This is a genomic window from Microvirga zambiensis WSM3693 (assembly GCF_016735695.1).
Classification (GTDB): Bacteria; Pseudomonadota; Alphaproteobacteria; order Rhizobiales; family Beijerinckiaceae; genus Microvirga; species Microvirga zambiensis.
In genome coordinates, this window is record NZ_JAERQD010000013.1 from 81,837 (window position 1) to 95,858 (window position 14,022).

Below are 14,022 nucleotides of genomic sequence, written 5' to 3' on the forward strand. Positions count from 1 at the left end.
CGCCATGAAACGCATTCTCGTTCTCAACCCCAACAGCTCGGCTAACATCACGGAATCCATGGACAGGGCGCTCGACGTGCTGCGCCTGCCCGGAAATCCTGAGATCGTGACCGCAACCTTGAGCGAAGGCCCTCCTGGAATCGAGACGCAGGCGCATGTGGAGGGTGTCGTGATCCCCACAGCACGTTACTTCGCCGAGAACCCGGCCGATGCCTATGTGATCGGATGCTTCTCCGATCCGGGTCTTCATCTCGCGCGTGAAACGGTGAAGAAGCCGGTTCTCGGCATCGCCGAATCCGCGTTTCTTACGGCGCTCGGCCTCGGCCACCGCTTCGGCATCGTCGCGATCAAAAAAGGCTCGATCGGTCGGCATATGCGCAATGTACGTCAGCTTGGCCTGGAATCGCGCCTTGCAGGCGACCGCCCGCTGGATATCGGCGTGACCGATGTGCTCGGCGACAATGCCGTGATCGAGCGCATCGTCGAGGTCGGCACGCAGTTGCGCGATATCGATGGAGCCGATGTGCTCATCCTGGGCTGCGCCAGCATGGGCGGCTTCCGGGCGGAGATCGAAGACAGGCTCGGCCTGCCTGTCGTCGATCCGACGCAGGCCGCCGTCATGCGTGCCATCTCTCTCGTAACACTCGGCTATGCGAGGGCCGCCTGATGAACGACACACCACGCTACGATCTCGTCGTTCGCGGCACTCTCGTTCTGCCGACGGAGACGCTGCCAAATGGCTGGATCGCCGTCTCCGGCGGAACGATCATGGCAATCGGGTCAGGACCAAATCCTTCGGCGGATACGGTGCATGACGCCGGCAGCGCCTACGTGCTCCCCGGCTTCATCGATGGGCAGACACACGCGACAAGCTACAAAGGCTTGGCGGGTTTCGAGGCAACAAGCCGTTCGGCCATCGCAGGTGGCATCACCACCATGGTCGACATGCCTTACGACAACCCGGATCCGCTCAACACCATGGAGCGGCTCCAGCTCAAGATCGATTCCGTCGAAAACCTGTCCTATTGCGATGTCGCGCTCTACGCCACAATCGCGCCGGGGCAGGGCACGGCGGAAATGGCGGATCTCGCCAAGGCCGGCGTTGCAGCCTTCAAGATCTCCAGCTTCGAGAGCCATCCTGTTCGCTTCCCGAGACTGCCGGCGAGCGATACCCTGGCGATCCTCGAAGCCTCGGTCGAAACCGGACTTCCCGTCGGCCTGCACAACGAGGACCAGGAGATCGTGCGCGCCTCCATCGCTGCCCTGAAGGCGGATGGCAAGATCACGCCGGAATGGCATGAGCCCAGCCGTCCGCTCTCCGCCGAGATGACAGCCACGGCAGCCTTCCTGGAACTGGGGGCCGCCACAGGCGCTCATGTTCATATCGTCCATATTTCGGCGCCGCGCGGCTATGATCTCGTGTCCCGCTATCGTGCCGAGGGCGTCAACGCCACGGCCGAGATGTGCGTGCACTATCTGCACTTCGATGCCGCGCGCGATATTGAACGCCTCGGCGCGCGCATGAAGGTCAGCCCTCCCATCCGCGCCGGCATGATCGAGGGTCTGTGGGCTGCCCTCGAAAAGGGACAGATCGACTTCATCTCGTCCGATCATTCGAGCTGGCCGATCGACAACAAGTTCACGCCTTCGATCTTCGATGCCGGCGCCGGCATTCCGGGTCTCGAGACGATGGCGCCGTCTCTCTATACCGATCTCATCGGTCGCGTCGCCGATCCGGTCCGGACGGTTGCCGATTATCTCTCGACGAAGCCTGCCGCGTTCTTCGGATTGAGCGCGCGAAAAGGCGCGCTGAAGATCGGGGCGGATGCCGACTTCGCCATTCTCGAAACCGGAGACTATCCCTTCGATGCCTCTCAAACCCGTGACGGCTTGAACTGGAGTCCCTATGACGGGGAAACCTTCAAGGTCCGGATCGCCGCGACGTTCCTGCGCGGCAAGCCGGTCTGGGATGGCACGGAGATTACAGGCAAAAGCGGATACGGCCAGTATCTCCCGCGCCCGCAATCGTCCAAGGCGGCGTGAGCATGGCGACGGAAACCTTCGCACAATCCCTCTGGTCGTCGCTGTCGAGGCCGCTTGAGGGATATGAGGAGCTGACGGAGAGCATCGAAGCCGACGTGCTCATCGTCGGTGCAGGTTTCCTCGGGCTGTCGACGGCGCTGCACCTTGCTGAAGCCGGCACCCGCGTGGCCCTGGTGGAGGCCGACGAAGCAGGGTTTGGCGCCTCGGGGCGCAATACCGGCTTCGTCGTGCCGAGCCTCAAGACGGCCTTCGGGCCGGCGGATGTGGCGCGGCATCTCGGCCAGGATAAGGGCGAGCGTCTCATCTCATTGGTCGGTCAATCCGGCAACATCGTCTTCGACCTGATCCGCCGCCTCGGCATCGAATGCAGTGCGGAGCAGGTCGGATGGATGCAGCCCGCTCATACCGCATCGATCGCCAAAGTCCTGGAGAAGCGCCAGGCCGATTGGCGCGAACGCGGACGTTCCGTGGAAATCCTCTCGGCGGAGGAAACCGGGCGCCGTATCGGTTACAAGGGCTATCATTCTGCGCTGCTCGACCCGACCGGCGGTCAGATCAATCCGTTGGCCTATGCTCGCGGGTTGGCCGATGCATGCAGGAAGGCCGGGGTCGCGCTCTATTTTCGATCCCGTGTAACGGAATTGTCGAAAGCGGGAGCGAAATGGCTTGCCCGCACTCCCAACGGCTCGGTGGCTGCCGAGCGCGTATTGCTGACGACCAATGCGCTGATCGGGAAACTGCAGCCGGAGCTGTTTGCCAGCATCATACCCGTGCGTGTCCATCAGATAGCGACCCAGCAATTCGACGAGACGATTCAGGGCACGTTTCTCATTGGGCGATCGCCGGTAGCCGACACGCGGCGGCATACCTTCGCCGTTCGCTGGTCGCCAGATGGGCGTCTGGTCACCGGCGGGCTCGTGATGCCGGGACCGGCGCCGCTCGAGCGGGCATCGCGCTTCTTTGCGAAACGCCTGGAGCGCTTCTTCCCGGCGTTGGCGCCGATCAAGGCGGAGTACGTCTGGAACGGCGTCATCGCGGCGACGACGGATTCGCTGCCGCGCTTTCTCTCTCTTTCACCGGGTCTCGACGCGGCAATCGGATGCAATGGCCGGGGTGTCGCCCTGACGACGTCGCTCGGACGAGACATCGCCGGACTCTACAACGGCAGGCTGGACGCTTCGGATTTCCCGCTCGCGCATGAGCCACCGCGTGGTGTTCCCGTGCGTGCCCTGGCGGAGCACGGGCCGTCTCTGTGGCTGCCCTGGAGTACGTTCCGCGATTGGCAGGACGCCAGGCGATAACCGGGTCCCTTCGACCGCGCCAAGGGCGGCCAGCTCCTGCATGTCAGGAGCTGGCCTTTCACTTATCTGATCTGGGCAAGTCGCCGCTCGAGGCGCGTCATCAGGACGGTCAGTTCGGCCTGGTCGATGGCATCGAGTTTGGGGCCGGGAGCGCGAACATGCGCGGAGGCGATGGCACCGCGACGTTTCAAGATTTCCTTCCTTACGGCGAGGCCGAGTCCGGGCTGCGTTTCGTGGCGGATCAGCGGAAGATAGGCGTCGAAAATGTCCTCTGCGCCGTCCTTGTCGCCAGCCTCGTGCCGCTTGCAGACGTCAACGAGCATTTCGGGATATGCGAAACCCGTCATGGCGCCGTCTGCCCCGCGGGTGAGTTCCTGCGGCAGGAAGAGGCCGCCATTGCCGACCAGGATGCTCAGGCGTCGCGAACCGCGCTCACTCTGGTTCCTGCGCAGACGGGATAGCTTCGACAGGCCGGGCCAGTCCTCATGCTTCAGCATGACAACCTGCGGCAGTTCCGTAGCGATCTGCTCGATCGTCGCCACCGACAGATAGACGTTCAGGGAGAGGGGAAAGTCTTGCAGGACGACGGGAACGTCCGGACCGAGAGCCTGACAAACGCTGCGGAAATACCCGATGATCTGCTCTTCGGTCTTCAGGCTCGGCATGGGCGCCACCATCACACCGGCAGCGCCGGCCTCCATGGCGTCGTGGGCGAGATGAACGAGGTTCGAAAGGCCGGCGCTGCTGACGCCGACAACCACGGGAACACGGCCTGAGACGCGCTGCAGAACCGTGGTCAGGAAGCGATGGCTTTCCTCGGACGAGAGCTTCGGTGCCTCGCCCATCATGCCGAGCAGCGTCAATCCGCTCGCACCGCGTTCCAGGTAGAAGTCCGTGAGCCGTTCCGCGCTGGCGAGATCCAGTTCGCCGCTGTCGGAGAACGGAGTGGCTGAGATGACGAAGACACCTTTGGCTGTCTCGTCGAGCCTGGTCGGTGCTCCTGTTACGCTCATCATGTGGTCCTTTCGCGAAATGATTTCAGTCGCGTAATGCCATGCTGCAGATATATCAATAAATATTTCAATCATACAAAATCGATCCGCTCAGGCGCTGGCATGCTCTTTGCAGAGAGACGGGAACGCATGAGAGCCGCGGGCAAAGAAAGGGCTCAATTTTTGAGCAATGTGCTGCGGGCGGAGACGCGAACTTGTGCAGTCCGGTCCTTGCTCCCTGGAACGCTTGTAAGATATCAGTAAAACATCTAAAATGTACAAGAAGACGAAATTCTTCTTAAGGCAAGCCGGGGTGCAGTGGTGGGAAGCAGCGTCGATTTCGTCATCCATGGACCGCCCGGAAGCGCTCCCCCGGTGCTGGCCGAGGCCTTCCTCGCCGGCGTGCGCGAGGCAGGCGCAGACGACCGCCTCTGGAAGACCGTTCCGCGCGGCGACGATCCCGGCGTGGATGCCATGCAGCTCCTCGTCACACGTCCCGGCGACACCAACGTGCTGTCGACCTGCACGCCCGTCTTCCTCCAGGCGCCGCTCCTGCGCGGCATGGCGCTCACCCACCGCAATCTCACGCCGCTCGCCCGTCTCGTTGCGGATCGCTTCTTCCTCGTCGCGCGTGCCGATGCGCCATGGGCGACGGCGGAGGAGTTCATCCGTGACATCCCCAAGCGTACGACGCGCACCGGCGGATACTTCAAGGGCGGCATCAACCACCTCCTCGCGCTCTCGATTGCGGAGGGAACCGGTGCGGATGTGGAGTTCATCGTCGTTCCCAGCGAGCCGGCCGTGTGGACGGCATTGATCGAGGGATCCATCGACTGGGGCTGCGGCGTCGCCGCGGAAATTCTTCCGCATGTCGAGGCAGGAACTCTACGCGTCCTTGCTGCTCTCGCGCCGGAACGGCAATCGACATTTCCTGACATCCCGACGCTCGCCGAGGTCGGCGTGCCCGTAACGTTCAATCTCTGGCGCGGACTGATGGGGCCGCCGGATCTTTCGCCTGAGGATCAAGCGCGTTGGCACCGCATCGTCGAAGCCGTCCGCACGACGAAGGCGTGGCAGGATTATCTCGTCCGCAACGGCCAGACCGACGGCTATCTCCCGGGCGACGGCTTCAAGGCCTTTCTGCAAACAGAATGGGATTGGTACGAGAAGCATCTCGGTATGGCCGGCCTGCTTCCCGCCAAGTGACATCGACAGCACGCAGCATGGACGCTGCAGAAACAGGAGTTTGACCGATGACGCGCAAGACGTTGATGAAAGTCGTTCTGGCGGCCGCCCTGGCATTGCCCTTCGCGGCAGCCTCAGCACAGGCTCAGGATATCACCGCTTTCCAGGAAGCGCTCGGCCAGCCCAAGCCGTTCTCGAACATCCCGAAGCCCTGGCCGCTCAAGAAGCTCGTGACGCCCGGGAAGCTGACGGTCGGCACCACCGGTTCATCTCCGCCGCGCACTTTCGTGGATCCTTCATCGGGCCAACTCACCGGCAGCTATGTGGAACTGTTCAAGAAGATCGGTGCGGATCTCGGCCTCGAAGTCGAGTTCGTGCGCCTCGAATGGGCCGGCATTCTTCCCGGCCTCGCAGCCAACCGCTTCGACCTCGCCTGTGACGGCGCCTCCTGGACCGCCGAGCGTCTCGGCTCGAGCCAGTTCCTGATGACATCGCCGACGGCGGTGAACGCGACGGTTGCCATCACGCGCAAGGACACCGGCATCAAGACGTTTGACGCTGCGAAGGGGAAGGCTCTCGGCGGTGTGCGCGGCGAGATCTATTTCGAAGGCGCCAAGAAAGCGCTGCCCACGGCAAAGCCGACCGAGTTCCCGGGTCTCCCCGAGTCGCTCATCGGTCTTCAGAACGGGCAGGTCGATCTCGTCGCACTGAATCTGGCGAATGCACTGAACGTGCTTGCGAGTGCTCCGAACAAGGCCGATCTCGTGCTGGTCGGACCGGCGCTCGAAGTCTTCGCGCAGGGTCTGTGCGTGAATCCGAACCAGCCCGACCTCCTGGTGGCCGTCAATACGCTCCTCGGCAATTATCGCACCGATGGAACGCTGAAGAACCTCATCGGCAAGTACGCGACGTCCACCGCCGAGGTCGATCTTCTCGGCCGCATCGGTTACTGACAGGCCGCCGCCGTGACGCTTGACTTCAGCATCCTTGGAACCGTCTGGCCTGCACTGCTCCGGGGAACGCTGGTCACCGTCGAGCTCACGGCGGCCGTTCTGGCCGTCGCCACTCCCGGGGGCATTCTGGTGGCGCTGCTTCGCGGCGCCCCCTCACGAACCCTTCGCACTATTCTCGCGACATTGAGCTGGATTTGCCGCGGGGTTCCGCCGCTCCTTCTTCTGTTCTTCGTCTTCTTCGGTCTTCCCGTCATCGGCATCAAGCTCCCGCCGCTGCCCTCCGCCGTGATCGCCATGTCTCTGTATATGTCGTTCTATTTCGGCGAGGTCTTCCGCGCCGGCCTGAACAGCGTTCCGGCCGGTCAGTGGAAGGCGGCGGAAGCGCTGGGCCTCTCGCCGGCCCGCACGCTGATCCGAATCATCCTGCCGCAGACCATTCCTGCCGCACTGCCGCCCTACATCTCCCACGCAACGGAAATCCTGAAAGGCACGGCGCTTGCCGCCGCCGTTTCGGTTCCTGAACTGACGAGCGCGGCAAAGCAGGTCTTCGTCGTGACCTTCCGGCCCTTCGAGATCCTGATCGCGGCTGCGGCCATCTACGCAATCCTCGATTCCCTGCTGCTCGTACTCCAGATCTATGGTGAACGATGGGCGGCGCGCCGCAGCGCAGCGAGGTAAGTCATGAATTTTGCTCTCCTTGCCGAATACGGGCCCGCACTCGGGCAGGGCCTGCTCAACACGATTTTCCTGTCGGTGGTCACGCTGGCGATCGCAACCCCGATCGGCGCGGCCATCGCGCTCATCCGGGAAACGCGCATCCCGTGGATCGCAATCCCGGCCGCCATCTACGTGAACATCTTTCGGCTCCTGCCGGCGCTGCTGGTTCTCTTCTTCTCCTTCTATGCGCTGCCTCAGTTCGGCCTGCGGCTTTCTCCCATGACCGCCGCGGTCCTCGGCCTCTCGATCGTCGGCGCAGCCTATATGAGCGAGGACATTCGTGGCGGGTTGGCTGCCGTCGATCAGGGGCAGTACAGGGCTGCGAAGGCGCTCGGCCTGTCCTATCCGCATATCATCCGCCGCATCATTATCCCCCAGGCGATCCCGCTCATCATTCCGCCTTACGTGACGCGCGCCATCATCATGGTGAAGGCCACGTCGCTGGCGTCTCTCGTCGCGGTGGGCGATCTGACCGGCGAGGCCGTGAGGGCGACATCCATCACCTATGAACCCTTCATGTTCCTGATCATGGCCGGTGCGCTCTACCTGCTCCTGAGCGGTGCCCTTGCCCTGTTCCAGATGTGGGCCGAGGAGCGCGTGGCGCGTGCGCGGCGGCCCAGGACGTCGCTTACTGTAAAGGCTGCCCAAGTATGAAGATGCCCGCTCCGCGCACCTCCCCGCAGGCTATGGTGGAGGTGGTGAACCTTCACAAGACATATGGTCCGCTGACGGCCCTCGATGGAGTGGATCTTGCCGTCGAGGCCGGTCAGGTCATTGCGATCGTCGGCGCCTCGGGATCCGGCAAGAGCACGCTCCTGCGCTGCATCAACTTCCTCGATCCGCCCGATTCCGGCGATGTGTGGGTGGATGGCCATCGCATGGGCTTCATTGAGGGCGGGAGCGGGATGCGCCGCGCGAGCGACCGGGAGATCCGCCGGCATCGCGCCGATATCGGAATGGTGTTTCAGCACTTCAACCTGTTTCCGCATTTCACGGTTCTGCAGAACATCATCGAAGCGCCCATGGCCGTGCGCGGCTTCTCGCGAGCCGACGCGGTGGCAACGGCGCGCGAACTCCTCGCGAGCGTCGGCCTTGCCGGCAAGGAGGAGGCCTTTCCGACCGAACTCTCCGGCGGGCAGCAGCAGCGTGTTGCGATCGCCCGGGCGCTCGCCATGAAACCGCGCGTCATGCTGTTCGACGAGCCGACATCGGCGCTTGATCCGGAACTGGTCGACGAGGTCTTACGTACCATGCGCAACCTCGCCGAGAAGGGCATGACCATGCTCGTCGTCACGCATGAGATGTCGTTCGCGGAGGACGTCGCGGACACCCTCGTTTATTTCGACAAGGGCAAGATCGTCGAAGCGGGCAAGCCTTCCGATGTCCTGCGCAATCCCTCGCAGCCGCGCACCCAAGCCTTCCTTCAACGCCTTCTGAGACGGACTCTATGACCAAGGATATGCAGCGCGCCCTCGCACCGGCCGAACGGGCGGTGCTCGAGGCGCTCTTCGACACCATGTTTCCGGGCGGCGAGAACAATCCTGGCGCAGTGGAGATCGGCGCGGCGGATTATCTTGATAAAGCTCTGGCGAACGTCTACGCGCATCATCTGATTGAATACCGGGACGTCCTGGCAGCGATAGACGCCGCCTCGCCGGATGGGTTTGTCCGCGCATCGGCAGAAACACGCCTGGATATCATCGCGCGGTTCGAGCGCGGCGAACTCGCCGGCCTGCCGGAGAACCGCGACCGGACGAGCTTCGATCTGATCTGGCGTCACCTGCGCGAAGGGCTTTTCAGCGATCCCGTGCATGGGGGCAACAGAGATTTCGCCGGTTGGCGCGCCGTCGGCTTTCCCGGAGCGCAATTCGGATACAGGGCGGAGGAGCAGGCGCTCAATCACAAAGTCGAGCGTGCGCCGCAAAGCGTGATCGACCTGCCGGAGAGCGCGCGCCTGCTGGGCACTCCCGCCGTCCATGAAAGTGCGGGGGAAGGGGAGCCGGACGTTCTGATCGTCGGCGGCGGCGCGGTCGGCGGCTTTCTCGCGCACAAGCTGGTGCGCCAGGGATTGAACGTCGTCATCCTCGAGGCAGGCCCCGCCCGCACGGGTCGCGAGCGATCGATGGACGAGATCCTCGCCACCGCGTTCCGCAATGAAGGCGGCGCGGTCAAGTTCAACGATGAAGTGCCGACGTGGCGGACCCGTCCCGGCGAGCGCGCACGCCGGGCCGTCATGTCGCAAGGGCTCGAGACCGCTCTCGGCGGGAACTCGATCGCGTGGGGCGCTGTGGCGATGCGCTTCTATGAGGAGGATTTCCGTATCCGCAGCGCGACGATCGCCCGCTATGGCGAGGACCGGATCCCGGTTGGCTCGACCATGGCCGATTGGCCGATGTCATACGACAATCTCGCTCCCTATTATGACGAGGCGGAGGATCTTCTCGGGGTCTCGGGTCACGCGGGCAATCGTGCCGATCCGGCCCGCTCCCGTGGAAACCCGTTCGAGGCGCCGCGCTCCCGTCCCTATGCGATGCCCGCTTTGCACACCAGCGGTCTCGGGCAACTCTTCGCGGATGCCGCCAAAGCCGAGGGCTATCATCCGTTTCCGCTGCCGGCCGCCATCAACACGACGCCATATCGCGGCCGTCATGCCTGCACCTATTGCAGCTTCTGCTCGCGTTTCGGCTGTCATGTGGATGCCAAGGCATCGGCACAGAACACCGTTCTTCCCGCGGCGCTCGAAACGGGCCGCTTGAAGATCGTCACGGGCGCGCGCGTGATGGACATCGTCACCGACGATTCCGGCCGTGCCGTCGGCGTTCGTTACCGGACATCGAACGGCGACATGAAGTTCCAGGGTGGCGGGACAGTCGTTGTGGCAACCTATGCCTTCGAGAACACGCGCCTGCTCCTCCTGTCGAAAGACAGGCGTCATGGCCGCGGGCTCGGCAACGAGACGGGGCAGGTGGGGCTGCATTACATGACCCGTCAGCAGCCCTCGGTCTATGCCTTCTTCGAAGGCCTGGCGCTCAACCGCTTCATCGGGCCGACCGCTCAGGCGATGGCGATCGCCGATCTGACCGGCGATCATTTCGATCACACGGACCTCGACTTCATTCGCGGCGGGCGCATCGCTGCCTTCAACCAGTATCTGCCCGTCGAGGCCTCCGGCATCCTGCCACCGGATGTTCCTCGCTTTGGTAAAGCGTGGCGCGACTTCTTCCTGAAGAGCTACAACAGCACGTCGATGCTGTTCATCGATCCCGAAATTCTCCCCTACGAGAACAACCGGCTCGATCTCGATCCGGATGTCACCGACAGTCTCGGACGCCCTGTCGTCCGCATCACGTTCGATATCGGCGACAATGAGCGCAAGCTCATGCAGTTCCTGCAGGACCGTGCGGAGAGAATCGCGAAGCGGATGGGCGCCACGCGTACATGGCGCCGGCAATTCCTCACGGGGCCGATCAGCACCCATGACGTGGGCGGAACCCGCATGGGGCATGACCCCGAGACATCCGTCGTGGACGGCTTCGGCCGTGTTCACGACACGCCCGGCCTCGTTGTGCTCGGCGGGTCGAATTTCGTCTCTCTGCCCGCGGTCAATCCGGCTCTGACCATCCTGGCCCTCGCCCTGCGGGCGGGCGACGGCGTTGTCAGTCAGGGTGCAGGCCAGCAGGTCGAGGCGGTGCCGGCATGAGTGCGGATGTCATCGTCGTCGGTGCCGGCATCATCGGATCCTCGATCGCCTATCATCTCGCGCGCGCCGGCGCGTCCACGCTGCTCGTCGACCGGAGCGCTCCCGCTGCCGCACCCGGCGCGACCTGGGCGAGCGCGGGAGGGTTGCGCTCGCAGGGGCGGTACGGCCCGGAGCGGCCGATATCGCTTGCCGCGAGCATCCGCTGGCAGACCTTGTCTCAGGAGCTCGATGCCAATCTGGAAGTTGCGCTCGGCGGGCATCTGCATGTCGCGGAGAGCGAGGCGGAATTTCCAATTATCGAGGAGCGCGTCGCGGCAGACCGCTCGGCCGGGATCGCCATCGAGAGCCTCAAGGCGGATGAGCTGCGCAAGATCGTTCCCGGCATCGCGCCAAGCGCTCTGATGGGCGCGTATACCCCCGGCGACGGCCAGGCGCATCCCGGACGCACGGCGCGCGCCTTCGCTGCGGCCGCTGTGCGCCACGGTGCGAGGGCGATTTACGATAGTCACGCGCTCCCCCTGTGCGAGGGAGGCCGCGTCACCGGCATTCTGACGGCATCCGGCGAGAAGCTTTCGGGCGGCACGGTTGTGCTCGCGACAGGTGCGTGGAGTATCGCACTTCTAAAAGATCTCGGCATCGATCTGCCGATCCGCTGGCGCGGGCTGCAGATGCTTCTGTCGGAAATTGCGCCCGCGATGCTCGCACCGACTGTGACAGCTGTCGGCCGCAATCTCTCCCTCAAGCAATCGCCATCCGGTCAGCTGATGGTCGGCGGGCGCTGGTTCGCTCGTCCGCAGGCGCCGGAGCCGCATGCCGAACCGATCGATGCCCATGTGGCGCGGCAATGGAGTTCCGCTGTCGGGATCCTGCCGGCGATGGCGCATCTCAGGCTCGCACAGAGCTGGGCGGGCGCCGAAGCGCAATCGCTGGACGGGTCACCCTTCATCGGGCCGAGCGGTCTTCCGGGCCTCTATCTCGCGACCGGGTTCTCGAACCACGGCTTTCAGATCTCTCCGGAAATCGGCCGTCTCGTCGCTTCCGATCTCCTCTCCGGTCCCGAGCCTCTGCTCAAGGCCTTTCGACCGGACCGGCCTTTGTCCGCAGAGCGCGCGGCCGCCTTCAAGGCCGAAACGATCCTGCTCTAGAAAGTCCATCCGATGACGACCTTCAAGCACCTGTTCGAGCCGATCCGCCTCGGCCGCTCCGAAATCCGCAACCGCATCGTCCTGACCGGGCACGGCACCGGGATGGGGCGCGATTTCAAGCCGGACGAACGGATGATCGCCTATTACGAGGAACGCGCGCGCGGCGAGGTCGGTCTCATCATGCTCGGCTCGCAGCAGGTGCATCCCACATCGCCGGGCATCACCGGTCTTCTCTGCAACTATGACGAGACGATCATTCCCGGCCTGTCCGCCGTCGCGAACGCGGTTCATAGACACGGTGGAAAAGTATTCGGTTATCTTTCCCATATGGGGCTCGCCTCGAGCGCCCGTCCCGTGGCGCTGTGGTCCGCATCGAACACCTACGAGCAGAAATACGGCGAAGTCGCGCATCAGATGAGCCTCGAAGAGATCGAGATCATCGTGCAGTCATTCGCGGATGCAGCCGTTCGCTGCATCGAGGCGGGAATGGACGGCATCCAGGTTCATTGCGGGCACGGTCTTCTCCTGCAGCAGTTCCTCTCGCCGCTCACCAATCACCGCACCGATGCCTATGGCGGCTCGCTCGAGAACCGCACGCGGTTTCCCGAGGCGGTGCTCGCCGCCGTGCGCCGGCGCGTCGGGCCGGATGTGCCCCTCGGCATCCGCTGCTCGGGCGACGAGCTTGTGGAAGGCGGGCTCACAGGTATCGACATGGCGCAGATCGTCCCGCGCCTGGTGGCGGCAGGCGACCTCGACTACGTGGACGTCAGCGCCGGCACGGACGGCGATCTCGTCAGCAACATGCTGCACGAGCCGCCGATGGGACTCGAGCCGGCTCCCTTCGTATCGACGGCGCGCCTGATCAAGGACGCGATCGACGTGCCCGTCATCCATGGCACGCGCATCCACACGCCGGAGATCGCGGAGGAGCTCATCGCGCGGGGCGATGCCGACATGGCCGGCATGTGCCGCGCGCTCATCGCCGATCCATGGCTGCCCCAGAAGGCGCGGACGGGCCGGTTGAACGAGATCAACCCCTGCGTCGGCTGCGAGCAGGCCTGCTTCGGGCGTCTCTATCGGGGCCGTCATATCAGCTGCGTCGGCAATCCCGTGACCGGCCGCGAACGGGAGTACCGCGTCCTTGAACGCGCAGCCGAACCGAAGCGCGTTCTCGTGGTCGGCGGCGGCCCTGCCGGCATGGAGGCGGCCCGCGTTGCGGCGCTTCGCGGGCACAACGTCGTGCTCTCGGAAGCGTCGGGGCATCTCGGCGGGCGCCTCGATCTCGCCAAGCGTCCCAATGGTCGTGACGAATGGAATCGCCTGATCCGGCATAAGAGCGAAGCGCTCCAGCGCGCGGGCGTCGAGCTGCGCCTCGACGCAAGAGTCGATGCAGCAATGCTCGAGGCAGAGCGGCCCGATTTCGTGGTCCTGGCGACGGGTGGGCGTTTCGAGAAGCCGGCTCTGCCGGGGATCGAGACGGCGCCGCTCTGCTCCGTGGATGAGGCTGTGGCTCACCCGGAAACGATCGGCCAGCGCGTTCTGGTGATCGACCAGCTCGACCGGCAGCCTGCCATGGTGACGGCAATCATGCTGGCGGAGATGGGACGCGATGTCGAGATGGCCTCTCCTGCCTTCCATATCGGCCAGAAGCTCGAAATCCAGAACATCACCTATTTCTATCGGCGGGCGCTGCAGGCTGGCGTTCGGTTCACCGCCATTTCGGAGGCCCATGGCTTCGATGGCGGACGTGTGACGTTCATCAACCCGTTCACGCGTGAGCGCAGGATATCGGAACCCTATGACAGCATCGTCCTGGCAAGTCCGGGCAAGCCGAGCGACGATCTCGCGGAAGCGGTGCAGTATCTCGATATCGCCTACAGAATCATCGGCGATGCCTACGCCCCCAGGGATGTCGAGGCAGCCATCTTGGAAGGCTACGAAGCCGGTTTCCACATCCATTGACGGCCGAACCGGTGCGCCGCCTTA

Annotated in this window: 12 protein-coding genes; 11 read left to right on the top strand and 1 reads right to left on the bottom strand. The window is 64.0% G+C overall.

Features of this window, described 5'->3' with window-relative positions:
• The first annotated feature begins 4 nt into the window (after positions 1-4).
• The 3 genes from JKL46_RS12460 to JKL46_RS12470 are packed head-to-tail and all read left to right on the top strand — an operon-like array spanning position 5 to position 3,344.
• The gene (locus JKL46_RS12460; RefSeq protein WP_201833196.1) at positions 5-667 is read left to right on the top strand and encodes an aspartate/glutamate racemase family protein; all 663 of its coding nucleotides are present in this window, start codon (positions 5-7) and stop codon (positions 665-667) included.
• Positions 667-2,043 (top strand): dihydroorotase, encoded by a 1,377-nt coding sequence (locus tag JKL46_RS12465; RefSeq protein ID WP_201833197.1) that lies wholly within the window; start codon positions 667-669, stop codon positions 2,041-2,043. The genes JKL46_RS12460 and JKL46_RS12465 overlap by 1 nt, the downstream gene beginning before the upstream one ends.
• 2 nt (positions 2,044-2,045) lie before the next feature.
• Complete coding sequence (locus tag JKL46_RS12470) at positions 2,046-3,344, top strand: NAD(P)/FAD-dependent oxidoreductase (RefSeq protein ID WP_201833198.1); 1,299 nt, start codon at positions 2,046-2,048, stop codon at positions 3,342-3,344.
• Positions 3,345-3,406: 62 nt separating this feature from the next.
• Here JKL46_RS12470 and JKL46_RS12475 read toward each other — a convergent pair whose 3' ends face one another.
• Positions 3,407-4,360 (bottom strand): dihydrodipicolinate synthase family protein, encoded by a 954-nt coding sequence (locus JKL46_RS12475; protein ID WP_246529280.1) that lies wholly within the window; start codon positions 4,358-4,360, stop codon positions 3,407-3,409.
• Between the two features lie 297 nt (positions 4,361-4,657).
• On the opposite strand from JKL46_RS12475, the gene JKL46_RS12480 reads away from it, so the two are divergent.
• The 8 genes from JKL46_RS12480 to JKL46_RS12515 are packed head-to-tail and all read left to right on the top strand — an operon-like array spanning position 4,658 to position 13,998.
• Complete coding sequence (locus JKL46_RS12480) at positions 4,658-5,542, top strand: tripartite tricarboxylate transporter substrate-binding protein (protein WP_201833200.1); 885 nt, start codon at positions 4,658-4,660, stop codon at positions 5,540-5,542.
• 47 nt (positions 5,543-5,589) lie between these two features.
• A complete protein-coding gene (locus JKL46_RS12485) occupies positions 5,590-6,474 on the top strand; it encodes a substrate-binding periplasmic protein (RefSeq protein ID WP_201833202.1) in 885 nt (294 codons plus the stop codon).
• A gap of 12 nt (positions 6,475-6,486) precedes the next feature.
• Entirely contained in the window at positions 6,487-7,152 is a 666-nt protein-coding gene (locus JKL46_RS12490) for an ABC transporter permease subunit (RefSeq protein ID WP_201833204.1), read from the top strand.
• 3 nt (positions 7,153-7,155) lie between these two features.
• Positions 7,156-7,845, top strand: a complete 690-nt coding sequence (locus JKL46_RS12495) for an amino acid ABC transporter permease (protein WP_201833206.1) — start codon at positions 7,156-7,158, stop codon at positions 7,843-7,845.
• The gene (locus tag JKL46_RS12500; protein ID WP_425493259.1) at positions 7,842-8,642 is read left to right on the top strand and encodes an amino acid ABC transporter ATP-binding protein; all 801 of its coding nucleotides are present in this window, start codon (positions 7,842-7,844) and stop codon (positions 8,640-8,642) included. The genes JKL46_RS12495 and JKL46_RS12500 overlap by 4 nt, the downstream gene beginning before the upstream one ends.
• A complete protein-coding gene (locus tag JKL46_RS12505; RefSeq protein WP_201833208.1) occupies positions 8,639-10,891 on the top strand; it encodes a GMC family oxidoreductase in 2,253 nt (750 codons plus the stop codon). The genes JKL46_RS12500 and JKL46_RS12505 overlap by 4 nt, the downstream gene beginning before the upstream one ends.
• Positions 10,888-12,036: an NAD(P)/FAD-dependent oxidoreductase gene (locus tag JKL46_RS12510; protein WP_201833210.1), complete on the top strand. Its 1,149-nt coding sequence runs from the start codon at positions 10,888-10,890 to the stop codon at positions 12,034-12,036. Before JKL46_RS12505 ends, JKL46_RS12510 begins: the two co-directional genes overlap by 4 nt.
• A 12-nt stretch (positions 12,037-12,048) precedes the next feature.
• The gene (locus JKL46_RS12515) at positions 12,049-13,998 is read left to right on the top strand and encodes an oxidoreductase (protein ID WP_201833211.1); all 1,950 of its coding nucleotides are present in this window, start codon (positions 12,049-12,051) and stop codon (positions 13,996-13,998) included.
• Positions 13,999-14,022 lie beyond the last annotated feature (24 nt).

Bases quoted from the DNA above. Each gene is read 5' to 3' on its own strand.
- JKL46_RS12510 (WP_201833210.1), top strand. From the start codon at position 10,888: ATGAGTGCGGATGTCATCGTCGTCGGTGCCGGCATCATCGGATCCTCG.
- JKL46_RS12475 (WP_246529280.1), bottom strand. From the start codon at position 4,360: ATGATGAGCGTAACAGGAGCACCGACCAGGCTCGACGAGACAGCCAAA.
- JKL46_RS12470 (WP_201833198.1), top strand. From the start codon at position 2,046: ATGGCGACGGAAACCTTCGCACAATCCCTCTGGTCGTCGCTGTCGAGG.
- JKL46_RS12515 (WP_201833211.1), top strand. From the start codon at position 12,049: ATGACGACCTTCAAGCACCTGTTCGAGCCGATCCGCCTCGGCCGCTCC.
- JKL46_RS12485 (WP_201833202.1), top strand. From the start codon at position 5,590: ATGACGCGCAAGACGTTGATGAAAGTCGTTCTGGCGGCCGCCCTGGCA.
- JKL46_RS12460 (WP_201833196.1), top strand. From the start codon at position 5: ATGAAACGCATTCTCGTTCTCAACCCCAACAGCTCGGCTAACATCACG.
- JKL46_RS12465 (WP_201833197.1), top strand. From the start codon at position 667: ATGAACGACACACCACGCTACGATCTCGTCGTTCGCGGCACTCTCGTT.
- JKL46_RS12500 (WP_425493259.1), top strand. From the start codon at position 7,842: ATGAAGATGCCCGCTCCGCGCACCTCCCCGCAGGCTATGGTGGAGGTG.
- JKL46_RS12505 (WP_201833208.1), top strand. From the start codon at position 8,639: ATGACCAAGGATATGCAGCGCGCCCTCGCACCGGCCGAACGGGCGGTG.
- JKL46_RS12495 (WP_201833206.1), top strand. From the start codon at position 7,156: ATGAATTTTGCTCTCCTTGCCGAATACGGGCCCGCACTCGGGCAGGGC.